The organism is Kiritimatiellales bacterium, assembly GCA_041656295.1.
Taxonomy (GTDB): Bacteria; Verrucomicrobiota; Kiritimatiellia; order Kiritimatiellales; family Tichowtungiaceae; genus Tichowtungia.
Genome location: JBBADV010000011.1, coordinates 1 through 24545, shown reverse-complemented (window position 1 = coordinate 24545; position 24545 = coordinate 1). Strand labels below are relative to the sequence as shown.

The window sequence follows — 24545 nt, the reverse complement described above, 5'->3', positions numbered from 1 at the left end:
GTGCATGCATGATTCCAAATGATCAGTTACTAACATTTAATAACCACGTTCATGAAAATCGGCATTATTGATTACGGTATGGGAAATCTGGGCAGTGTGCTGAACGCATTCCGGTTTCTGAAGCTCGATGCGGAGATAATTACCGCACCGGCACAAATGGATGCCTGCCGCGCAATCATTCTGCCCGGCGTCGGCGCGTTTAAAGAATGCATGCAGCATTTAACGGAACACGGATTCATCGAGCCGGTGTGCAGCTGGATTAAATCCGGCAATCCGTTTATGGGCATGTGTCTGGGACTGCAAATGCTGTTTGAACGCTCTGAGGAGTCGCCCGGTGTTGCCGGACTCGGTATTTTTGCCGGCACGGTAAAAAAATTTAATTTTAATGCAATGGCTGCGGATGGGGTGCCCTCATCCGGTGAATTAAAAATCCCGCAAATCGGCTGGAATGCAGTAGGGCAGGTTCAGCCGGATTGTCCGGCGTTCGCCGGAATTGTCGATAACGCCTGGTTTTACTTTGTGCATTCCTATTATGTGCTGCCGGCAGACAGCGCCATTATCGCCGGAACAACGGACTATGGTATCAGTTATTGTTCCGCCGTCTGGAAAGACAACCTCTTCGCCGTTCAGTTTCATCCCGAAAAAAGCCAGTCCGCCGGATTGCAGATGATGAAGAATTTTGTGGCGACTAACCGCGAATGAACGGAAATTTTCGCGAATAAAAATGAATAAGAACGGCGTTTCAGGCAGTCCCGTCGATCCTGTAAATCCTGTCTAAAAAATTCCGGCGATACGGATTTCTGACTTTAGACCTTTGACCTTCAGACCTTCGACCTACTAGTTCCTTTCAATGATTACAATTATTCCGGCAATTGATTTAAAGGGCGGGTACTGGCTCGTTGCCGGCGATGTCATGCAGCCCGTGGAAGAAAAAGCGACACCCAAAATGAAACTGGCCGATGTGCTCGATGATATGAGCCGCATGCAGCTTGAAGCTATTCCGGTAACCCGCGGTGACGGTACCCCGCTGCATCTGTGAAGAACTCGTGCGCCGCACCTCGGTTTGCTACTAAAGCCGATATGCTAAAAACATCTTGATTATCCCGGCTGATGTTCATTGTCCGTCAACCGGTCTGCAGGAGATGGTATCTGTCATCAGCTATTCAGCATCGTCAGGGGGTCTATTATCAGCGTCTCCGGCAGCGGCGCCTCCGGAACCTGTGTCACGCCGGTCTTGCTACGAGATCATCTGGTGTTAAATAATAAATATATGATACGGATATTAACCGGTTAACAGAAGAAAGGGTAGTATGACTACTGATTTCATACTAGACATATCTAAAGTTGTTTTCTCTTAACTGAAAGGAAATATCTATGCACATGTTGATTATTCTGGTTTATGCCCTGTTTTTTTATGTACCGGAAGGGCGCAGCGCCGCCACTGCGAATAAAGCGTTTCCGCCGGAAATAGCGGGCTGGAGCGACGCAGAAAAAGAGCAGCAGCGAGAAGCCGGGATAGAAATTTTTGACGGAATTCAGGCGGCGGCTGAATCCGGTGTTCAGGAATTTACTGTGCCGCCGGGACATTACCGGATAACAAAATCATGGAATTTCAATAACTTTTCAAATTTAACGGTAAACGGCAGCAATGCGGTGCTTTGGATTGAGGATATTTCAGCCAGTATCTTTTTTAAAAACTGCGAAAATGTCCGGTTCTGTGGATTCACGGTGGATTTTGATCCGGTGCCGTATGTCCAGGGAGAAATTGTTGCCATCAATAATGGTGCAATGACGATTGATCTGCGTGTTGATGAGGGATTTTTTCCTGCCGTAAATCTCCTTTTAAGGGGATTGGGTTCGCCGGTGGCGCTGTTTGATGCGCAAACCCGGAAATTAAAACCGGATTTTATGAAGCGTCCAATTGTCAAGGGTTCTGTTGAACAGATTGATGAGGAAACAATCCGGTTCAAACTGAGCGGCTATCAGAATCTGACATTAACACAGATGAACTATAAAAACGGCGATCCCCTTGTGATTCCCCTGCGGCGTGTTCCGCTCTTCTGGCTGTATGATTCGCAGGGTGTAACCTTTGAGCATGTTTCGGTCTATACCGCCGCCGGTATGGCATTCCGCATGCATCGCTGTCAGGAAACGGCATTTAAATATGTTAATATTGCCCGTCGCCCGGACAGTGATCGCCTGCTGTCAATCTGTGCGGACGCATTCCATGGCATAAACAGCCATGGTATTCTCGTTGAAAACTGTTCGATTGAAGACATCGGCGACGATGTCTTGAATTACCACTCTTATTATTCTGTCGTGCTGCAGCAGAAAGCGGCGGACACGCTGTTGATCAGCGATACATATTGGGAAATGGGATTGGATCAGCTTAATCTCGCAGGAAAGACCGTTGAATTTTACGATGCGCTGACCGGAAAAATGATCGGATCATCAAAAATTACGGCGTTTAATCCGATTCCGTTCACGCCGGAGATAGAGCAGTTAATTGAAAACCTGCCGGCAAATCATTTCGTAATTCCAAGTGATGTCAATACATACAGCAATCAGGGCGAAATCCAGCTGGCCGATCCTATTACGCTGCCCGCCGGCACACTGGTTGGTTTGCCGCACTATTCATCCGACTTTGTGATCCGCTCAAACCGGTGTATGAATATCCGGAGTCGGGGTATTATTGTTCAGGGACGAACAGGTATTATTGAAGGGAACCGGTTCGAATGGATGACGCATTGCCCGGTATCTATAGGACCGATGGCCGCTCAGTCGCCGGCGAACAGTTATGCCGAAAGCGGAACGGGCGGTGATATTGTGATCAGCAACAATGTGATGATTGATACCTCGTTCGGGCAGACCATTCGCAGTGACTGGCATTTGCAGCGCGGCGCCATTACAATTTTTGGAATTGAGAAATCCGGCGGAGCCATCACAAATTATTCCACCAGAACAGTTGCCATCGAAAACAATCAGATTATCCGGAGCGGATTATGCGCTGTTTATGCGCAATCGGTTGACGGCCTTACGGTGGCGAATAATGAGATTACCAATCCGCAGATGTTTGATGTGATCGGCACTATAGCGCAGCCGTTTTCCCCGGATTCGGCGATCATGATCGGCGATGCAAAAAATGTAACGATTCGCGGAAATACATTTTCGTTATCTAAAAAAACTAAGTATAAATTAAAATCGATGGGCGGGATCGATTTTTCGACGCTGGACAGTGATCTTCCCGTCGGAACCACCCAATAAGGGGATTTTGTGAAGTGAAAAAGTTATTGATGTGCATCTTATGCTGGAGTGGTTTTATGAATGCAGAAGAGATTGTTTTGCGTAATGCCAATGCAGAGGCGGTTGTCCGTCCGGACATCGGCCGCGTTATTTCGTTCCGTCGCGCCGGCGGCGAAAACCGGCTGTGGGTTGCAGAGGATCCGGTTGCGTTCGGCAATGCTGTTCCGCTTTACGGCGGCGTGAAGATTCTGGTGGCTCCGGAGCTGTTTTGGAAGCAGATTCGCGGTCGGCATTTGCCGGATGCGGAAACCGACGGTTCTCCATGGACGGTGCTGGAAAAAACAGATGGCTCTGTCACGCTGAAGACGTTTGTGAAGGATGTCAGTGCCTCTGTGTGCTGGCGCATCACGCTGGATGCTGAGCAGCCTGTGCTGACAATGGATTACACAGTTGAGCGGGCGGGGGATAATCCGTTTCCGGTGTATTTATGGAGTGTCGCTCAGGCCCCGCTGCGCGGTGATGTGTATGTTTCGCGTGAACCGCATGTGGAAGATATCTTTGCCAACTGTATCCGGCAGCCGGCATTGGATGAGCAGGTGACACATTATGAGGATCTGCGCGCCTTAAAATTTTCCGGCACAGGAATCACTGTTCCGCTGAAACTTGGCAGTTACGGGCAATGGCTCGCTAAGATTGAACATGGTGAAGCATTCATTATTTGCGCGCCGGCACCGGAGAAGAAACCGTATCTTGACGGTAGTAATCTGCAGGTTTTTTCGTGGGACGGACGTTACCCTTTCTATGAAATGGAAGTCACCAGTCCGGTTCATTTCCTGCGTGCCGGAGAATCATTTTCCACACAGGAAAAATGGCTGCTGACAGAAATTTCCGGCAGCACGCCGGAAGAAATTATTCAACAGGTGCAGTCAAAAATTCAGCAGGTATTTCCGGCGGCGGTTAAATGCGAATAATTGCAGCGTTATCGGCAGAAATTAAAAAATCATTTATGCTGGCGCTGCATTTTTTGAGGTAAGCAGTGTTGTTCCTTCGTTCCAAATGGTTGGCACCTGGATTGTCAGAGGACGGTTCTGCTGTCCGTATTCATGACGCATAAGCATTCCGTGAAGTGTGTCAACAAGAATGCGGCATACAGCGTCACGCTGCTGCAACAGTCCGGAAATATGGAGTTGTGACGGAAGAATATCCGAGCAGAAGAATCCAATATCCTGAGGGATGCGAAGACCGTGTTTTTTTAGGATTTCCGGAACTTTATTTGCGTTGTTGGAGATAAGAACATCCGGCTTTTCTTTGTAGAACCACTGCATGAACTTTTTTTCAAATTGTTCCAGAGTAGTGCCTGTTGTGTATTTTAATGATTTAAAACACAGTCCTTTTTTTTGCCAGAGTTGTACTGCGGAATCAAATCCTGCTTTCAAAAAATAAAGGGTTTCGTCCGTTTCAACATATGCCGGACATTGATAACCGCGATCATGTAATCCAATGACCGCATCGTACATATCCTGATATGAATTACAGATGACATTATGTGAAAAACGATCGCCGTGATCAGCACAATAGCTGACAACAGAAAAATTACTCCAGTCGATATACCAGTCAGAAATTTTATGAAAAACCGCCGGAATAATAACTCCCCGGATACCTCTTGTATGCAGAATACGGCTTAATGCCAGCTGTTCTTTTTTTGTTTTACCGACTATGAAAGATTCAAGCCGGTATCTCATTAAGGAACATGAAGTTTGCAGGTTTTCATTCCAAAGCTGCCGGTGTTGAGATTTTAAGAACGGTGTCGTATTTTCATGAATCAGAAGTGCCAGTGTTTCCAGATAGGTTTTCCCGCCTTGTGTATTCACCTGTGCAAGCGCTCTGGCAGCGGGATTCGGTTTATATCCGGTTTCCCTGCAAATTTTTAAAATTTTTTGTTTTGTCGCAGGGGAAATTCTCGGATTGTTGTTTAGTGCCAGAGAAACGGTTGCCGCACTGACTCCGGCAAGTTCAGCAATATCTTTCATGGTTGTGATCTTATCCATATCTGGAGATTATATGCGGTAGATTTTGTTTTTTCACGCATATTTTTTATATTTCACGCGATTAACTGAAAAATCTGTTGGATTTGCCGTGAGCGTATTTATATTGCTTTATATAAATTTAACGGAGGCTGATTTATGCTTAGAGCGATCATGGGAATGCTGGTGACAGTTTCAAATGCGCTGGTTGCAGAGCTTGCGATTCATAATGCGCCGGACACAATCCCTGTGAGTGAAAAGTATTCTTTAACGATTAACGGTGAAGCCTGTCGTGTGCAGGAGGTATATGCAGACTTCATGGCTGTGGATCGCGATGATGCAACTTTTCAAAAGTATGGCATGGCTAATTTCAGTTTTTCTGATCCGGTTGAATTGAAAATCCGTGTCTCAGATGAGGCTGTAAAATCTGCAGTTGTGCGTCCGTTATCGCGTGGTATTACGCCGGAAATATCGGGGAATGAAATTACGCTGACACTGCCGGAGCCAATGTATGTTGTGCTGGAAGTTAATAATGATCCGTCAAGTGAGCTTCATATTTTCGGAAATCCTGTTGAACAGGATGTACCGAATGTCAGCGGTGAGGATGTTATAAAAATTCAGCCGCGCACAGATTACGGTGCCGATGAAATTACAGACATCATCAAAAATAAACCCGGTGCGCTGGTTTATTTCGCTCCGGGACTTTATGCGGGAAAAGAAAAAGCGTTGCGGATTATTCCGGCAGAAGGGCAGACACTGTATTTCGCCGGCGGAGCCTACATGAACGGATGCACTTTTCGCATTAATGCGGATAATGTGACACTGCGCGGGCGCGGTGTGATTGATAAAAACGCGGATAAAAGCTATTCGGCCAAAGGCCAGATGCTGTTGATGGACAACGCGAAAAACCTGAATCTTGAGGGGTTGACATTTCTCGATGCGTGGGGATGGTGCGTTGCGATGCATTATTCCGACGGCGTACACATCCGGAATTTCAAGATCATTGCTCACCGGCAGAATTCGGACGGAATTAATCCGTTATCATCAAAAAATGTGTTGATTGAAAAAAGTTTCATTCATAACGGAGATGACGGAATCGCAATTAAAGCTCTTAACGGAATTAGCACAGAAGACATCACGGTTCGTGATATGGTGATCTGGATAGATTTCGGATGGGCGGCATGCGAAATCGGAAAAGAAACAAACGGTGAATATATCAGGGATGTTCTTTTTGAAAATATTGATGTGCTGCACGCATACGGGTCTGCAATCGGAATTGGAGTAGAAGGCTCCGCAATTGTCACCAATATTACATATCGCAACATCCGTTCAGAGTGCCCTCGTGAGAAAACTCAAATGGCGCAGCCGGGATATATGATTGAGTTTCAGACCCGTGTTAAAATGCGTCCGCCGATTCCTCCGGGCGGGCATCCTCCGCCGACCGGCTGGATAGATGGTGTTCTTATCGAAAACTTACAGCTCATTGAAGAATCTCCTGATCAGAAAACAGCATGTCAGCTGATTTCATACAGCGATAAAAATCCAATAAGAAACATAAAGATTAAAGATATGAAGTGGATGGGAAAACCGGTAACAGATTTTAAAACAGGGAATTTTTATATCAGCGGCGCGGTATCTGATGTGTCATTTCAAACCGGTGAATAGACTTGGAAAATGATAATGAAATATAAGCTGATTGAAAGAGAAAAAACAGCGCGTTTGAAATTTGCGGTGAAGACGGGCTTTTTTATCCGGCTGACGCTGTGTTGAACAATAATTCAGTTATTGTTTCATCAAATTTTTACCGGGAACAAAAGACCGGTTTTTTCTGGATCAAAATTAAGAAAGGAAGTGATGCATCATTTATACAAAAATGTTCACATAGAAGGTACGCTGATATGCGGTGTGGTATGACTAAAGTAGAAATATAATATTAAAAAGGATGAATCTGATATGAAAAAAATAATAGTTAGTTCAATGTTTGGTTTAATGTGTGTTACGCAGTTTGCCGTTGCTGATTTTATTCAGAAATGGACATTTGATGATCCCGCCGGCTCAAGCCTGTTGGACGCAGCATCTTCAGGCCCGTTAAGCGTTAATGGAGCAAATTTCACATTAACGAATGCGGCAACAGATGGGGCTGGAAACTTAATTGTTTCCAACGGCTTGGGAGCTGCCAATATCAGTCTGGCGAGTCAGTCAATTACATCCGGAATCCTGTCTTTAGAGGTGAAAATTAGTGGATGGGATATGGCGTCGGCAATCCCAGCGGGAGGCGGAACCACCAGAGAGAAGTTTAATTTTATGTTTCAAGGCTCCGGCGGTACGGTTAATTTTCAGCTATTCAGAATGCCGGACAATAAATTTGATTTAAGAAGTTTTATGACCGGCGGATCATATACGGTAAAAACAACGGTCAGTAACTCGGTCGAATTTACCATGATTGTGGAGTTTAACATTGACGATGGTGAATGGCGAATCGGCTATAACACCGGAGCGGATACTGTTTACGACGCATGGGCGACGACACCGATGGCAAATATTGGAACATTTATTATAAGCAAAGAGGGTGAATGGAATGATGATGATATCCTGAAAATTGATGAAATTACGCTTACCCATACAATCCCAGAGGCTTCGTCAATTCAATTGATTTTAATTTCCTGTTGTGCAGCCGTAGTTATTCGGAAATACAGAAAAAAATGAATATTATTTAAAATAGAGATGTAATATGAAAAAGATTCAAAATCTATTGCTTGTTCTAGTTTCATTTTCTGTTGGACTGTACGCTGAAATAACCCAATGCTGGTCTTTTGATGACCCAAAAGGAACATCCCTGAAGACCGCCGCGTTTTCCGGAACTGTTTCAATTAATCCGGTGAACTTTACATTTCAGGATGCCGCAACAGACGGCAGCGGATGTCTGGTGGTTGAAAATGGAAAAGAACTCGGCAGCGCCAATGTTCCTTTAAATAGGGGTTCGCCGGTGAAAGGCGGAGTGATCTCTGTACAGGTGCGACTTTCTAAATGGCAGATAACATCTGCCTATAAAGAAGATGCCCGTGAACAGCTGGTTTTTCTGTTTCAGGATCAGGATAATAAAAACATTCAACTGCAGCTTTTCAGGACGGCAGGGAACATTGCTCTGAGAAGCTGGATGGCCGGCGGCAGCGGTGCCGCAGGACAAATTACAGTTCCTTTATCCGGAACAGATCCTGTTGTGATGGTAATGGAGCTGGATACGAATAAAAATATCTGGCGCACCGGATACGATACAGGCAGTGGATTATCGTTTTCAGAGTGGGTGAAGTCTCCAATGAAAAAACCGCACCTGTTTATTCTCCGTAAGCAGGGCGACTGGGATGACGATTATGTTCATATTGATGAAATTACTCTGACTCATAAAGAATAGAAAATTCCAGGCTGGTATGATCTGCCAGCCTTTTTTTGATGGAAAATGAAATGTTCGATGGTTTGCGAACACTTATCCAATTATTGAGTAAAACGCTTAACTCATAAATCGCTTTGATTCGTTTCCTATCTGTTGCAAATTCCGCACGTTATCATTCGGAGAGTAAAGAGGAGTTTATTTCAATGAATATGCAGTGGCTGGACTGGTCGATCGTTATTGCGGTGATGGGAATAGTGATTCTGACCGGAATTTACACGAAACGGTATGTGCAGGGTGTTGCTGATTATCTTTCCGCCAACCGGTGTGCCGGACGGTATCTGCTGACGGTGGCGCAGGGTATGTCCGGGTTGAGCGCTGCGTCATTAGTGGCGAATTACGAGAAATTTTTTCAAGCCGGCTTCCCGGCTTACTGGTGGCAGCAGATGCTGCTGCCGGTGTCCATGATTATTGCTGTCACCGGATTTATCGCGTACCGCTTCCGTGAAACACGCGCACTGACCATGGCGCAGTTCTTTGAAGTCCGCTATGGACGCAGTTTTCGCGTCTTTTCCGGCATGGTCTGCTGGTTTTCCGGCATCATGAATTACGGGATCTTCCCCGGCGTGACGGCGCGCCTGCTGATTCACCTGTGCGGCCTGCCGACCTCATTCACCGTCTACGGAATGAGCATTGCGACTTTCCCGGTGGTGATGCTGATCATGATCGGAATCGCGCTGTATCTGGCGCTGGCCGGCGGGCAGATCGCGCTGCTGGTCACGGATTTTATTCAAGGGCAGTTTTCGCTGATTGTGTTAATCGGAATTACCATCTTTCTGCTGATCAGTTTTGAATGGACAACCATCATGGAAGCGCTGAAAGCCGTGCCGCAAAACGAATCCATGCTCAATCCCTACAGCCAGTCCGACATCAAAGATTTTTCGGTTCAATTTTTCATTATGCTGGCGGTTCTCCGGTTTTATAACTTCATGGGCTGGCAGGGATCGCAGGGATATTTTTCATCGGCGCGCAACCCTCATGAAGCGAAAATGGCGGGAATTCTCAGCGTATGGCGCAGCATTGTTACGGAATTCACGATGGTGATGGCGCCGGTTATTGCCTTTGTTGTGCTGCATCATGTCGCATTTTCCAGCGATGCATCCCTGATTCAGGGCGCGCTGGATGCCATCGGCGATCCGCAGACCCGGATTCAGATGCGCACGCCGATGGTTATTGCGCACATTTTCCCTGTGGGAATGATCGGGTTCTTTGTCGCGCTGGTGATCGCGGCGGCGGTTTCCACTGACGACACCTATCTGCATTCCTGGGGCAGTATTTTCGTCCAGGACGTGCTGCTGCCGTTCAAAAAGAAAAAACTGTCGGCGCAGCAGCACCTGAAATGGCTGCGCTGGTCGGTGGTTGGCACGGCGGTGTTTGCGTTCATGTTCAGCATGCTGTTCCCGCTGAAAGATTTTATTCTGATGTATTTTCAAATCACCGGAACCATCTTCCTCGGCGGCGGAGGTTCTGTCATTATCGGCGGTCTTTACTGGAAACGCGGCACCGCCGCCGGCGCATGGACGGCGATGAGCAGCGGCTGCGTGCTGGCATTGCTCAGCGTAATCCTGCGCACGTGGTGGGATGTAATCCCCGGCATGCTTTCGATTGCCCCGCAATATCCGCTGAACGGAATGCAGGCGTCTTTCGGAATTTCGGCGATTTGCGTGCTGCTCTATGTCGTCGTTTCGTTGCTCACCTACAAACAGCCGTTTAATATGGAAAAAATGCTCCACCGCGGGGAATATGCCGTTGCGGGCGACCATCTGGCGGTTCACGAACGGCCGTCCCTGATCTGGCGGATTCTGGGCGTGAGCAAAGAATACAGCCTGGCGGATAAAATTATTGCATCCGGCGTTACCGGCTATGCGCTCCTGTGGGTGGTTCTGTTCGCCACCGGTGCAACGCTGAACGCCTCGATGCAAATCTCTGACAACGTCTGGGGGCAGTTCTGGTATTTCTTCACCATCGCGATCACAACGATCTCATTCATCACAGTCATTTGGTATGTCATTGGCGGTTGTCGCGACCTGGCGGTGATGTTCCGCCTGCTGCGGCAGGACGGACGAGAAGATGCTGCGGATGATGGATCGGTGAGCTAAAACACGCCGGCAACTCCCGCCGACGATAAAAGTTCAGCTTGATTCGGGGCGAATGGTGCGGCCTTCGTTCCATTCTGCCGACAAACTGATGCAATAGGGATTCTTCGGCGGGCCGATTTTATTGCGTAGCATCATGCCGTGCAGGATATCGATCAAAATTTCGAACAAAATCGTGTGATCTTTAAAAAATCCACTCAGATGGCGTAAGCTCCAAACATCAAGCGAGAAAAAGCCGATATCTTCCGGAACGCGGATATTCTCTTCCCGTAACATATCAAAAATTTCCCGGTTCCCGTTGGAGATGAGCACATCCGGCGAGTGTCGATTGAGCCAGTTTAACGCCTGTTTGCGCCAAACGGATTTTTTCAGAGAAAAATCCAGTTGGATGGGAGGGATTTTTTTCAATTTCAAAGATGCCGTGGAATAGACGTATTCCGTGAGATAGTGTTGCTGGAACGATTGTCCCACAATAAATCCAGGCGCACAATAGCCGCGTTGCGTTATTCTGCTTATCGCCTCGCTCAGATTGCCGTGAGCGCAGTGAGAGATACTGTGAATGAAATGTTCGGTCATTGAATTTGCAATAGCAATTGCCGCAAAACAGTCCCATTCCAGAGCCCATTGGTGAATATCACTGTTAAATCCATACACAATCACCCCGCGGATTCCTCGCGAGCGTATAATCCGGCTGAGCGCCTGCTGTTCTTTGCAAGAATCTGTAACGACAAAATGATCCAGCTTATAGCCATATTGCTGACAGATTTTTTTCAGCAGGCAGATTTGTTTGTCGACTTCAGCATTGTTTTTACTGATCTCAAAACGCTGCTCGCATTCGAGCAGCGCCAGTGTTCCAAGGTACGATTTGCCGGACGACAGTTTTCTTGCGCTGGATAACGCCCGTCCCACCGGATTAACCTGATAGTTCATCTGCCGGCAGACATTTAGAATGTGGGCTCTTGTTTTGGCTGAAATTCGCGCATGATTGCTCAGGGTCAGCGAAACCGACGCAATGGAGACGCCTGCGCGGTCGGCAATGTCTTTCATTCTGATGTTTTCTGCCATGTTGCTGACGATGGGAGTTTTGTTAAAAAATGTCGATACTTGAATGTTGAAAAAATTAAATGTTAAACGGTTAACAATAAAAACAGTTTCCTTGTATCAATCGCCGATTAAAATTCGCGTTCAGAAATCAGCCGGTTACTGCCGGTGGCTTGTAAACACTAATACACAGGGAGATTCGAAGTATGAAGAAAACGACGTTTGTTTTATTTGCCGCATTGGGTTTGTCTATGTCCGCTTTTTCTATGGATGTTTTATTTGAAGACAATTTTACCGGACGCGACCCGGGAGCCATCCTTTCCGGCACGCCGGTGAAGAAGGGGATCATTACCCGCCGCTATGAAGGGAGCAAAGGCGGTTCATTCGTTTACGGGAAAAATTTTATCACCACTGCGGTTCCAAATGAGCTGAATTGCAACAGTTCGTTCCGGTTTAAAACAGCAGACCTGCCGGCGAAGCATAAAGTGCTGTTGCTTGAGGTGGCCGCCAATCCCGCCGGGCTGAAAAAAACGCTTCAGATCGGACTCTCCTCCAAAGTCGAGCACAGCACGTTCGGCTATAAGGGCGACCTGTTCTGGTCGCTCTCGGCCAGCGGCGACGATGTGGTCTATCAGCTCCGCTGCACCACCGATTCCGGGCTGGTCAATATCCCCGGCACCTGGGGCAAAATCAAAGGCGGTGCGGACAAAATGTACTGCCTGGAATATAACCTCGCCGAAAAAACGATTACGGCAAAAGTGGATGATCTGATCGTGCTGGAAAACTATCCGCTCGCAAGCGTTTCGTTTGCGCCGGAGCTGCAGTCGATCCGCTGGGTTGTGATCGGTGCGGATCCCGATACGAACGGCTCGGCGCTGATCCGTTCGTTCCGGTTGTCATCTTCTGCGCAGCCCTAAGCGGCAGGCGGATTCGGTGTAATATACGAAGAGCGATCTATGAACTACACGAAATGTATGATGCCGATATTGCTGACCGCCGCCGCGCTGAACGCGGCGAGTTTTACCAACAATCCCGTCGCCGATGCCCGGGTTACTTCAACCGGTGGTTCCGGAGTGGGTAACGGAATTTACGATGAAACATCCTTAAATATTACGGTAGGGGATGCGGCAAATAATAAAAATATTTCCGCCGGTGTTTTTATCTATAAGCTTCCGGACTTGCCGGCAGAGAATAAAGCAGGTTCCATTTCCGCAACGTGGTATTATCGGACGCTTTATAATTCACCGCCAAATTTGAAAATTTGCGTCTTTTTCAAAAACACCGGCGAGATTGAAAAAGAAGACTATCAGGCGCCGGCGGATGCTATCAAACTGGACTTCCTGACGCCAACGTCGGCCTCGGCGCAACTGTATTCATGGGAGAACGATGCGGCGCTGACCGCCGCCGTTAACTCCGCCTATGAAAACGGCATGAGCCATATTGTGTTCCGCCTGCAGCTGCAGGATATGGAGGAGGGCAATCAGGATCCGAATATCGACGGATATCAATTTGCGTCCGTTGACGCAACAACCGCGAGCATACGGCCGTCGCTGGTTATCGGCACGGTGCCGAAACCCGCACTGAAACTTTTTTTAATCGGAAACCTATGAGCGTTTATTCGCAAAAAACATCAAGTTGAAGGAATATCAAAATGCAACATCTACTATTTGTTTTGTTTTTGTTTTTTAATGTATCGGTGTCTGCCGCCGATGTCTTGTTCGAAGATGATTTTTCCGGACGGAAAGAGGGCGCGACGCTCACCGGCACGCCGGTGCAGCAGGGCGTGGTTACCCGCCGCTATGAGGGCGGCAAATCTTCCTCATTTGTTTACGGCAACGGCTTTATTACCACTGCCGTGGCGTCGGAAGTGAACTGCAACAGTTCGTTCCGCTTTAAAGCGTCGGATATTCCCTCGAAGCACACGGTTCTGCTCTTAGAAACGGCGGCGAATCCCGCCGGGCTGAAAAAAACGCTTCAGATCGGGCTCTCCTCCAAAGTCGAACACAGCACGTTTGGCTATAAGGGCGACTTGTTTTGGTCGTTGTCGACCAGAGGCGACGATGTGGTCTATCAGTTGCGCTGCGTCAACGACACCGGACTGGTCAACATCCCCGGCACCTGGGGCACAATCAAGGGCGGCGCGGACAAAATGTACCGCTTGGAATATAACCTCGCTGATAAAACGATTACGGCAAAAGCGGATAACCTGACCGTGTTGGAAAACTATCCGCTCGCAAGTCTTTCGTTCACGCCGGAGCTGCAATCAATCCGCTGGGTTGTGATCGGCGCGGATACCGACACGAACGGCTCCGAATTAATCAGCTCATTCCGGCTGACCTCGGCGCTCAAACCGCTCATCAGCGAGCCGGTGTCAACCGATGCCAAAAACCTGATGCCAAACGGAACCTTCAACGCCGGCAACTTCGGCTGGTGGCCGGAGAGCAAAGATCTTGAAAGCAGCATGGCCGTGACGTCCGATACGCCGGACGGAAACGCCTATCTGCGCCTGACGCCCAAAGATAACCGCGCAAATAACCTGTTTGTGCGTTCATCGTGGGTCAAAGGTGGGGGCAGCAAACTGTTTCTGAAATTCCGGGTGCGCGGCGACGCCGCAACCGGGACGGTTTCGCTCGGCGGAATCCCGTCCGGCAAGGCCATATATGAAACCCAGCTGGCGCAGCAGATTAATTTAAACTCAGAGTGGCAGTGGTACGCCTTTGAATTTGACGCGCCGAGATTTTATCTCGATCAGCTTCAGCTGGTTTTTTCCGCCTCCGGCGTAATGGACATTGACGACGTCATGCTGGGCACCCGGGCATTTGAAGAGCAGGAATTCATTCCATTCGCGCCGGTCGAAGCCTCACTTGAAAGCACGCAGCTCGCATCCATCTTTTTCACGAACGAAATGCCGCGCTTTATTCTGCGTGCCAGCAACTATCAGGCCGGCAACGCCGCCAGCACCAAACTGAGCTATACTGTCACGGATTACTACGATCAGGAAGTGCTGGCGAACGGAAAAACGGTGGCGCTGAATGGGCGCCTCAGCGAAACGATTGACCTGCCGGTTTCCGTCCCCGGCTATTACCGCGTAAAATGGGATCTCGGTGGCGCCGCAACCGGCGCCACCGCCTTCGTTGTCGCCGCGCCGCCACGCCGGCCGGTCGATCCGCGCTTCTCCATGGTCATGGTTGAAAGCAACCCCCGCAACCAGACCGTCGCCGCCGCGCGCATGGGCGCCGGCGGCCTACGTCTCCACGGCTACGGATTCCAGTGGCGCAACCTGCAGCCCACGCCGGACGCCTGGAATGTGAACCGGGACATGCTGGCATACTTCAAGCAGGAAACCGCTGCCGAACTGATGGCGCTGGTTTACGGCCCGCCGCCGTCGTGGGTGCCGAAAGACGAAAACTATCAGTTTAATGTTCCGGTGGCAGTGGAGATGGTCAAACGCGTTGTGGCAGACACCAAAGACCTCATCTCCGACTATGAAATCTACAACGAACCCAACGGCAATTTCCCCGGCACAATGGAAGAGTATGCAGAATACCTCGCCAAAGTTTACGACGTGATCAAAGCGCAGGCGCCGGATAGAAATGTGGTTGGCATGTGCACCTCGCAAATTGCGCTGGGCTATATGGAATCCGTTTTAGGATATGGCGCCGCCGGCAAAATGGACGTGCTCTCCTTCCATCCATACCGCCTGACGAGCGCGGAAATCACCTCGCTGGAAGATGAAATTGCCGCTGTGCGCCGGTTGACGGAAAACGCATCCTTCTCGCCCGCGCTGTGGGCGACCGAAGTCGGCTACCGCTGCGACGACGGATTCCTGCCCATGAAACCATCCCGCTTCCCCGGCGTGCGCCTCTTTTCGGAAGCCGCCGCCGCGCGCTATATGGCAAAACTGAACCTGATGCTCATGGCGAACCACGTTGACCGCACCTACTGGTTCATGCCGTCCGGCATAGGCGGCGCGCCGAATCCGTTCTATTACGGTTTCTATTATGAAAACGCCGAACACATGATTCCGAAAAAAATCGTCGCGGCATTTTGCGCAATCTCCCGCGCGCTGAACGGACTGCCGTTTGCCGAGCGGATTGAAACCGGCGACCACGCACTGCACCTGCTGCGCTTCGGCGCGGAAAACGGCAAACAGGTTCTGGTTGCATTTAGAAACGAAAATTCCGTCGATCCGCGCTATCTGACACTTCGTTCGCCCAATGCGCTGGCCTGCACCGACATCGCCGGCGCGCCGCTCAACACGGTAAACAGAACCGGAGATGCCACGGTGATTGAAGTGGGCATTGAGCCGATCTATATCGAATTCAATGCCGACAATCCGGTAACGCCGGAGTTTCCGCTGGTTGTAACAAGCGAGCCGGAGCAGGTGCTGGACGGTTCGACCTTCACCATGGCGTTTGATGTGCGCAATATCTTCGCCCATCCGGCAACCTTCACCATCACGCCGGAATTCCCCGCCGGCTGGATTTGCGAACCGTCGGCGCCCGCGCCGCTGCCACTCGACGCCGGCGCAAGCGCTGCTCTGACCTTTACCGTCACCGTGCCGGCAGACAACGGCACGCTCGGCGAAGAAAATACTGCGATGTTCCGGATTGCCGTCGCCGAAGCGCCCGCCGCCAATTATGTTGTCGAACGGAAGCTGCCGTTCATGTTGAGAAAATATCTGAACCGCGACCCGCTAACGATTAAAGCCGCCGACTGGCAATGGGCAGCGACACCGAACGATGGTGTTTGGAAAGCCGTGCCGGCGGGCAACGCTGTGAAATTTTCCTATAAATTCGGCACGAGAGTGTACGGCAATTTCACCGCGACCATGACGGATGCCGACGACTTCGGCGGTTTTTCAAAACTGCTGCTGGATATTGAATTCGACGATCCGTCGACCTTCACCTTCTCCGTCATTCTCAAAGAGCGCAACGGCAGCCTCTACCGCTCCGTGCCGCAGCTTGAGCATGAAACGAAGGGTAAGCGGCAGATTGTCACCGTACGCCTGCCGGCCGACTTCACGCCGCTGGGCGGTTGGGGCGCGCCGGACGATAACGGACGGTTGGACCTGAACAAAATCAGAGAAGTGACGCTTCAGGGCAATTCGCCGGCGGACACCGAGGGGTCGTTTACGGTTCATTCGCTGACGTTTACGAATTGAATGAGTTTTAATAATACAGAGAGAAGGGAATGATGAATCCAAAAGAGCGCGTAAAAGCAGCGATTAACAAACAGCCGGTCGATAAAACGCCGCTGGGGCTTTATTTTGCCGATCACGACATTATTTCCAAAGTAATCGGCCGCAAAACGATTTTGCGGAATAAGCCGGAATGGCAGCGCGCCATGTGGGAAGGGCGGCGCGACGAAGCGGTTGATGCCGCCAAGCAGGACATCGTCGACTTCTACCGCAAGCTCGATTGCGTCGATCTGGTCACCACCAAAGAAGCCGTGCGCGTGCCGCCGAAAGGGCATACGCCCGAAAATCCGCCGCGCCGAATTGATGCCAACACCTATCGGGACGACGCGCGCAAAGGCGTCTGGAAGCTTGAGCCGGGAGCAAATGATGTGATGTTTTTTCCGGACGACACCTCGTTCAAAGAGCACCAGGTAGAGGAATATGCATCCCGCGAACTGCCGCCAGTTCCCGATCCGTCTGAATTTGAACTGATGGACTATCTGGCGGAACAGCTCGGCGATGAGCGCTATATGATGCTTGGCAATTTCGAGTGCGTTTCGTATACGCCGCTCGACGGCACCGTCAACGCGCTGATGACCATGGCGCTCTATCCGGAAGTGATGCAGGCGTGCAATGCTCAACTGCTGTTTCAGCAGAACGCTGTGGATCAATACACCATCCGCCCGTGGGCGGACGGCATTTTGATCGAACGCGATATGGCCGGCACCAACGGCCCGCTGATGTCGCCGGACATGTTCCGCGAGCAGTGCCTGCCATATCTCAAAGCCCGCCTGCAGCACATGCGCAAATTCTGCCAGCAGGTGGTCATGCACAACTGCGGCAACACGCTGCCGCTGCTGGATCTGTTCATCGAAGCCGGCATCGACGGCTACCAGTCCATTCAGACCACCTCGGCGATGTCGATTTCCGCGCTTCGCAAAAAATCCAACGACCGCCTCAGTGTCTGGGGCGCGGTGCCGCTTGAAGTGCTGATTGAAGGCACGCCGGACGATGTTAGAAAAACAGTCCGCAGTTGTTTTGAAGAGGCGGATGGCTTCCCCGGTTTTATCCTCGGCCCGAGCCACTCCATCGCTTATGGAACAAAATATGAAAACTTTATGGCGCTGCTCGACGAATTTGTCCGGCAGAGAGACCGGTTTTAATCAGGAAAAAATTGGGTGAGCGTTATGCCGGCACGCCGACAAAATAAAAAAACCAATGAAACACCGCGACGTTAAACGGTTAACAAAAAAAGAAATTTTGCCCTGAACAATCGGGTGTATGCTCGAAGCTATGTAGTAAAGAGGTGTATTGAAAGCAGATTGAGGAACCAGCGCATCAATCATCCAGATTGAAAAACGCAAGAAAGGAAAAGGAGAACAAAATGAAGTATATAAAATATATTCTGGCAGCAGCATTCGTCGTCGCTTCAGTGCAGGCGGCGCTTATTTATCCCTCTGATGATGCCCGGTTTTCGGATTATGGGGGAACCGGCACCGCCGATAATCTGGATGCGACTAAAAATAATATACAGGTGACTGATGGGCCGAATAATAAAAATCTGTTTGCCGGCGCTTTTATATTTGAACTGCCGGCGTTGACAGCAGATGAAATCGTCAGCTTCGCCAGTGTACAGTGGTTTCTTCGGGGAGTTGTCGGCACACCAGTGAGCAATGTAAGAATTGATGTTTTCTTTAAAAATAACGGCACGGTTGAGCTGAGCGATTATTCCGCAACAGCGAATTTTTCAGTCGAACAATTCCTGACGCCGGAAAATGCGGAAACAAATGGAAAATACCAGTTGTCGAACGAACAATTGGTGGAGGCAATTAACGAGGCATATGAAAACGGAATGAGCCATATTGTATTTCGTGCGCAAGTGGATGGATATGACAATACCACCCCTGCTAGTGGCTACAATTTTGCGACGAAAGAATCTGATAATCAAGGTATGTGGCCGGTGCTGACGATTGAAACCATTCCGGAGCCGGGCTCGCTGGCGTTGCTGCTTATCGGGCTTGTCGGAGCATTCATTGCGCGGCGTAAACTCTAACCTTGCGTCGATGGGTTGAGCCGGCATTTGCCGGCATAAAATTCCCGGCGGTTCCGCCGGGAATTTGTTTTAATAGGAATCGAAACAGGCGCCGAATGGCAGCCCCTTGCCGGAAAACCCACTCATGAAAAAACGTCCGTCCATTGTGTTTATCTTTATGACCAGATGCGCGCGGATTGCCTGTCGTGGTTGGGACATCCGGAGGTTAAAACGCCGGCGCTCGACCGGTTATCGGAAGACGGGGTTTTGTTCCGCAATGTTGTCACGCAAGCGCCGGTGTGCGTGCCGGCGCGGATTTCGCTGTTTACTGGTTTGTATGTGCATCAGCACGGGTGTGTGATTAATCCCACCTATAATTTGTGGCCGGACACGCCGAATATGGTGCGCGCGGTGCGCGATGCCGGCTATGAAACCGGTGTGCGCGGTAAGCTGCATCTTTTCTGGCGTCACGATACGGAGCTACCGCTGAGCGCGCCGCTGCTTCGTAAATTCGGGTTTACCGATGCCGTGGAAACCGCCGGTAAATGTTCCAATGCCTTTTTGCGCGCCAGTGCCTATACGGAGCATTTAAACCTGCAGGGTCTGCTGGACCGGTTCTATCGCGATCTGGTGCGGCGCGTGGAAGAACGCACGCTTGGCGTTACGTTCGGCAAATCTGTGTTCGGCGAAAAAGACCAGATGGATGGCTGGATCATGGACCGCGGCATCGAGTTCGTCCGCAGGCACGCCGGTGCCGAAAAACCGTGGCTGGCGTGGAGCGGGCGCTATCCGGCGTTGGAGGTTTTGCGCGAAGAATTGCGTCAATGTTAACCGGTTAACTACTTTTTAAGTCGAAGCCGTTCGAAAACTGTGCGATAACACGCGTTCAATTTTTGAACCAAAGGTGAAGAACCAGAATGAGTAAGAAAAAAGTGAATATTTTATGGCTGATGAGCGATCAGCACAACGCGAACTGCATGGGAATTGCCGGGCATCCGGATGTGAGAACGCCGAACCTCGACCGCGTGGCCAAAAAGGGTGTTGTGTTTAGCCGAGCCTATGCCAACAACCCCGTCAGCGCGCCGTCGCGCAGTACGTTTTTAACCGGGCAGCAGGTGAAGACACACGGAATTTCCGGCAATTTTGTCCGCGATTTGCATAGCGATGCACCGAACGTGGCGCGCCTGTTCCGGCAGCACGGCTATGAAACCGGCATGGTCGGCAAGGCGCATCTGCCGCTGAGCTGGGTGCACGCCGGATTTGGGTTTTTACGCCTGTCGGATTTGTGCGACGCAGAGGCCTGTAATCCGCAGTCGTGCCACTATTTTAACGATCTGGTCGAAGCCGGCATTGCCGATTTGTATGACCACGGCGGAATTGTGCCGGGGCATCCGGGTTGGGGCGACCGCGCGTTTATCAGCGAGCTGCCGGAAGAGTTTTCGCTGGAAGCGTGGACGGGGCGCAAGGGCGTCGAGTTCCTTGAGCAGCGCGATTTGAACAAACCGTTTTTCCTGAAGGTCAGTTTCCAGCGGCCGCATAATCCCTATTCGCCGCCGGCGTCGCGGGCGCATGACTATAATCCGGAAACGCTTTCGCTGCCGGACAGCGCCGTCGATTATTTGGAACGCAAATTCGAAGGCAAACCGGAGTTTCAGCGCAACTATGTGAACGCGGCGCAGGGCTCCGGCTATCCGTTCCGTTCAGTCGATAGCGCCGAGCTGCGCGAACAGATGGCGGCGCACTTTACGCTGATTACCATGCTGGACGAGGCAATCGGCGAGGTGCTCAAGAAAATCGAAGAGCAGGGCGAGCTTGAGAATACGGTGATTGTGTACACCGCCGACCACGGCGATTTCGCCGGCGAGCACGGCCTGACGCTTAAAAATCTGGGGATCTACGAATCGATTCACCGCATTCCGTTCATTCTGGCCGGCCCCGGCGTGCCGCAAGGAAAAATCTGCGAAGCGATCATTGAAAACACGGATTTCTATCCGACGCTGACCGATCTTGCCGGCATCGAAAACGAAGCCGGCATCGACGGTGTTTCAGTGATGCCGGCCATTCGCGGCGAAAGTGCCGGACGCGAATTTACTATCTGCGAGTGGGAATTTGTGCCGCCGCAGGAAGCAGTTTATGCTGTGCGCGACGGTCAGTTCCGGTTTGTGCATTACGACACCATGCCGGATGACGGCGAGTTGTATGACTGCAAAAATGATCCCGGCGAACTGAACAATCTGTTCAGACATCCGGATTATCAGGACGTTCGTTCGGAAATGGCGGAACGGATAAAGACATATCGCGAGAATACGTGCCGTGTTTATACCTGGGCGGAGGATGCTCCGCGCCGGGAAAACGAGAAAGATGATCCGGTGGTACGTCTGCAAAAATATGGAGCACGCTGGTCGGAAATAAAAGACACCGTTCGCACGTAAACGATTTTGCGATAGCTATTTTATAAAAGCGTGAACAGAAAACAGAAAAAATCCTTATATGAAACAGAAAAAAAAATATAATATTGTATTAATGGTATCAGACGACCACGGCCGTGAGTCGCTTGGCTGTTACGGAAATCCGGCTATCGACACCCCGCATCTTGATGCACTTGCGGCAGACGGTACGCGTTTTACAAATGCATTCTGTACCTCAGCATCCAGTTCTCCGAGCCGTTCTGCTATCCTCACCGGTATTCATAATCACACCAACGGAACCTACGGACTTTCGCATGCACAGCATCATTTTTCCTGTTTTGATTCCGTGGTCTCGCTGCCGGCGCGTATGCAGTCCGCCGGGTACCGTACCGGACGTGCCGGAAAAAAACATTTTTCTCCGGAAAATCTTTTCCCGTTCGATTTTAATCTGCCGGAAAATCATTTAGACCGCAATGATATTGCGCTGGCGGAGGCGTGCCGTGAGTTCATTTCCGGCGGCGAACCGTTCTTCCTTTACTGGTGTTCATTCAATCCGCACCGCTGCGTGAATGTCGACGAGAGCAGTCCATATAAACCGAACCGGTTCGGAAATCCAGCGGAGGCCTATCCTGGCGACACAGAGCGGTTTTATACAGCTGACGAAGTGATAGTGCCCCCGTTCTTGAGCGATCTTCCGGAGGTGCGCGCAGAGCTGGCGCAATACTATCAATCCATTTCACGTCTCGACCGCGGTATCGGACGGTTAATCGAAATTCTGAAAGAAGAAGGGAAATATGACGACACACTGATCATCTATATTTCTGACAACGGTGCCGCCTTCCCGGCATCGAAAACAACATTGTACGATCCGGGCATGCAGCTGCCGTGCATTGTTAAAGCTCCGCAACAAAAAGAGACCGGCATAGCCTGCGACGCACTGGTTTCATGGGTTGATCTTACCCCAACGATTCTTGATTTCGCCGGCGCACTGCCGGAGGATTCAAAGGAATTTCACGGCATGTCATTCCGGAATATAATTGAAGAAACATCTCCCGAGAACTGGCGCGAAGAAGTTTTTGCCGCCCATACATTCCACGAAGTGACAAATTATTACCCGATGCGGATTATCCGTTCGAAAAAATATAAATTCATCTGGAACATTGCGCATCCGCTAACCTATCCAAGTTCGACTGATTTATGGCACTCGGCATCGTGGCAGGCCGCAATCCAGGGCGGACATGAAACATTCGGTGTCCGGAAGGTTAACGACTATCTGCATCGTCCGCGGTTTGAATTATATAATCTGGAAAACGATCCGGATGAAATTAATAACCTCGCCGGAGATCCGGAATATGCTGAACAGGTTGCAGAATACTGTGAAAAGCTGAAAGCGTTTCAGACGGAAACGTCTGACCCGTGGCGGCATAAATGGATTTATGAATAATTACAGTTTAGAGCGTATTAAGAAAAATTATAGTCACAAAAAACACACAAAAGTGTAATGTATCGCAGGCATCTTTGCCTGCCTTGGGAAATCCGCAGATAACGCAGATGAACGCAGATATTTAAACCACGGGATTCACAACACACACGGAAGTTCTGCAGAAAGCATCAGGCATTCAGGGATTAGCAGAGCGGCAGAGCAGTAGACGCGGCGCCCTCGCCGCGTTCCGTATTCAGGGTTTTCAGTTTACAGTTGAGAGTTGAAAAGTTCTCAGTGCGTTCTGCGGTTTATCAATCATTCGGCCCATAATTATTTGGCGATTTTTGCGCGTTTTTGCGGCTATACATTAATTTAAAATGCTCTAGCCGCAGAGCAACAGTGCCATTGGCAATTAAAAAACGTTGAGTTTTACCCGCCCCAAAGGTGATATAAATCTCCTGCTTCGTGTCATTTGACACTTTTTGCTGCCTGCCTGCAGCGAGTCTTTTTACCCGATCCGCGTTTAATTCCGGATAAATTATCCCGATGCCCGGGCGGTTAGAATCCATGCTCCTTAGCGCTTTTGGTATGCGGATCATTCCAGCAAAGAAACAGCGGCTCTCCCGGAAGACGAAAACGAATTTATGAACTCTTTTTTGGGTAAAGTTGAATAAATCGGGAATCTATAAAACTTAGAATTGTTTTTTATTTTCTGTGCCGGTTCCAAAATATTCATCAGCAATTTAAGGATATCTCCTCTGAGCTGCCGGATATCACCAGCGCATAATTTGCGGTACAATATATCTCCATCGCGTTAAGGTAAAACGATTAACATAAAAAACAGTTTATCGCGCAGAAAGCTAGGTTATCCTTTTGAAAAATATTAAAAATAAAATCTGAACCGGCGGCAGGCATCCGCGGTAAATTAAAAGATTAATGAAATGTTTTGTTTAAGGAGATAGATCGTTATGAATGAGAAGAAGCCGTATATTCCGTTAGAGCTTGACCTTTCGATTGTTTGGGGCCGCGAAGACGGCAATTCGAATTTGAAACGCCCGCAGATTGCAATTATCGGTGCCGGCTGTATGGGGGCGGAGCACATCACGACGATTGAAGCCGTCGGTGAGGCGGATGTTGTTGGAATTTACGACCCGAATCCGGCTAGCATAGAGTATTGTTTACAACTTCATCCCAAACTTTCCGGCGTAAAAATTTATTCGTCATTGGATGAAGCCTGTGCGGATAAAAACTCCGATTCTATGATTATCAGCAGCCCGAATTACACACATCTTGATGTTGTGAAAAAGGTCTGCAAATCTAAAAAACATATTTTACTTGAAAAACCGATTTCCGCTTCGCTGCAGGATGCCTGGAAAATTTCTGAGCTGGCACGCGATTATGAGAAAGTATTTTTCATCGGCCTGGAATACCGTTTTAAACCGGTTTATCAGGTGCTGCTGGATGAATTAAAAGAGCGGAAAACCGCTGGCGATATAAAGATGATGTATATCATGGAGCATCGCCGCCCGTTTTTGAATAAATGGGAGGAATGGAATAAGTTTTCAGAATATTCCGGCGGTACAATGGTTGAAAAATGCTGTCATTATTTTGACCTGTTTAATCTGATGGCAGAATCTGAACCGGTCAAAGT

20 protein-coding genes are annotated in these 24545 nt (G+C 49.6%); 17 read left to right on the top strand and 3 right to left on the bottom strand.

Annotated features, from left to right (window positions below; all coding sequences use genetic code 11):
- Positions 1-51: 51 nt before the first annotated feature.
- The 4 genes from hisH (at position 52) to WC959_08295 (ending at position 4214) form a co-directional block, all read left to right on the top strand.
- Positions 52-702 carry an imidazole glycerol phosphate synthase subunit HisH gene (gene hisH, locus WC959_08310; GenBank protein ID MFA5689134.1) on the top strand — a complete coding sequence of 217 codons (651 nt, stop codon included), beginning with the start codon at positions 52-54 and terminating at the stop codon, positions 700-702.
- A gap of 148 nt (positions 703-850) precedes the next feature.
- A complete protein-coding gene (locus WC959_08305; GenBank protein ID MFA5689133.1) occupies positions 851-1039 on the top strand; it encodes a hypothetical protein in 189 nt (62 codons plus the stop codon).
- A gap of 335 nt (positions 1040-1374) precedes the next feature.
- On the top strand, positions 1375-3264 hold the full coding sequence (locus WC959_08300) for a right-handed parallel beta-helix repeat-containing protein (GenBank protein MFA5689132.1): 1890 nt from the start codon (positions 1375-1377) through the stop codon (positions 3262-3264).
- Positions 3265-3320: 56 nt separating this feature from the next.
- Entirely contained in the window at positions 3321-4214 is an 894-nt protein-coding gene (locus WC959_08295; protein MFA5689131.1) for a hypothetical protein, read from the top strand.
- Between the two features lie 33 nt (positions 4215-4247).
- Here the strand turns inward: WC959_08295 and WC959_08290 are convergent, their stop codons facing one another.
- Positions 4248-5291: a LacI family DNA-binding transcriptional regulator gene (locus WC959_08290; protein MFA5689130.1), complete on the bottom strand. Its 1044-nt coding sequence runs from the start codon at positions 5289-5291 to the stop codon at positions 4248-4250.
- 135 nt (positions 5292-5426) lie between these two features.
- On the opposite strand from WC959_08290, the gene WC959_08285 reads away from it, so the two are divergent.
- The 4 genes from WC959_08285 to WC959_08270 all read left to right on the top strand — a co-directional run bounded on the left by WC959_08285 (position 5427) and on the right by WC959_08270 (position 10814).
- On the top strand, positions 5427-6932 hold the full coding sequence (locus tag WC959_08285; protein MFA5689129.1) for a glycosyl hydrolase family 28 protein: 1506 nt from the start codon (positions 5427-5429) through the stop codon (positions 6930-6932).
- Between the two features lie 288 nt (positions 6933-7220).
- Positions 7221-7973 (top strand): hypothetical protein, encoded by a 753-nt coding sequence (locus tag WC959_08280; protein ID MFA5689128.1) that lies wholly within the window; start codon positions 7221-7223, stop codon positions 7971-7973.
- Positions 7974-7998: 25 nt separating this feature from the next.
- The gene (locus WC959_08275; GenBank protein MFA5689127.1) at positions 7999-8679 is read left to right on the top strand and encodes a hypothetical protein; all 681 of its coding nucleotides are present in this window, start codon (positions 7999-8001) and stop codon (positions 8677-8679) included.
- A 182-nt stretch (positions 8680-8861) separates the two neighbouring features.
- Positions 8862-10814: a hypothetical protein gene (locus tag WC959_08270; GenBank protein ID MFA5689126.1), complete on the top strand. Its 1953-nt coding sequence runs from the start codon at positions 8862-8864 to the stop codon at positions 10812-10814.
- Between the two features lie 33 nt (positions 10815-10847).
- Here the strand turns inward: WC959_08270 and WC959_08265 are convergent, their stop codons facing one another.
- Positions 10848-11858 (bottom strand): LacI family DNA-binding transcriptional regulator, encoded by a 1011-nt coding sequence (locus tag WC959_08265; protein ID MFA5689125.1) that lies wholly within the window; start codon positions 11856-11858, stop codon positions 10848-10850.
- A 200-nt stretch (positions 11859-12058) separates the two neighbouring features.
- Here WC959_08265 and WC959_08260 point away from each other — a divergent pair, with 200 nt between their 5' ends.
- From WC959_08260 to WC959_08225, 8 genes are all read left to right on the top strand, one after another.
- Positions 12059-12769: a hypothetical protein gene (locus WC959_08260; protein ID MFA5689124.1), complete on the top strand. Its 711-nt coding sequence runs from the start codon at positions 12059-12061 to the stop codon at positions 12767-12769.
- A gap of 39 nt (positions 12770-12808) precedes the next feature.
- Complete coding sequence (locus WC959_08255) at positions 12809-13462, top strand: hypothetical protein (GenBank protein MFA5689123.1); 654 nt, start codon at positions 12809-12811, stop codon at positions 13460-13462.
- A 41-nt stretch (positions 13463-13503) separates the two neighbouring features.
- On the top strand, positions 13504-17016 hold the full coding sequence (locus WC959_08250; protein ID MFA5689122.1) for a hypothetical protein: 3513 nt from the start codon (positions 13504-13506) through the stop codon (positions 17014-17016).
- Positions 17017-17045: 29 nt separating this feature from the next.
- Positions 17046-18194, top strand: coding sequence for a uroporphyrinogen decarboxylase family protein (locus WC959_08245; protein MFA5689121.1), 1149 nt, complete (start codon positions 17046-17048; stop codon positions 18192-18194).
- Between the two features lie 221 nt (positions 18195-18415).
- Positions 18416-19084 carry a PEP-CTERM sorting domain-containing protein gene (locus WC959_08240; protein ID MFA5689120.1) on the top strand — a complete coding sequence of 223 codons (669 nt, stop codon included), beginning with the start codon at positions 18416-18418 and terminating at the stop codon, positions 19082-19084.
- 165 nt (positions 19085-19249) lie between these two features.
- Complete coding sequence (locus WC959_08235; protein MFA5689119.1) at positions 19250-19894, top strand: sulfatase-like hydrolase/transferase; 645 nt, start codon at positions 19250-19252, stop codon at positions 19892-19894.
- A gap of 86 nt (positions 19895-19980) precedes the next feature.
- The gene (locus tag WC959_08230) at positions 19981-21495 is read left to right on the top strand and encodes a sulfatase-like hydrolase/transferase (GenBank protein MFA5689118.1); all 1515 of its coding nucleotides are present in this window, start codon (positions 19981-19983) and stop codon (positions 21493-21495) included.
- Between the two features lie 58 nt (positions 21496-21553).
- Entirely contained in the window at positions 21554-22915 is a 1362-nt protein-coding gene (locus tag WC959_08225; protein ID MFA5689117.1) for a sulfatase, read from the top strand.
- 290 nt (positions 22916-23205) lie between these two features.
- On the opposite strand, the gene WC959_08220 is transcribed toward WC959_08225, so the two are convergent.
- A complete protein-coding gene (locus tag WC959_08220) occupies positions 23206-23463 on the bottom strand; it encodes a hypothetical protein (protein MFA5689116.1) in 258 nt (85 codons plus the stop codon).
- Between the two features lie 399 nt (positions 23464-23862).
- Here WC959_08220 and WC959_08215 point away from each other — a divergent pair.
- Positions 23863-24545 (top strand): Gfo/Idh/MocA family oxidoreductase (locus WC959_08215; protein MFA5689115.1); only part of this gene is annotated, 683 nt, incomplete at its 3' end.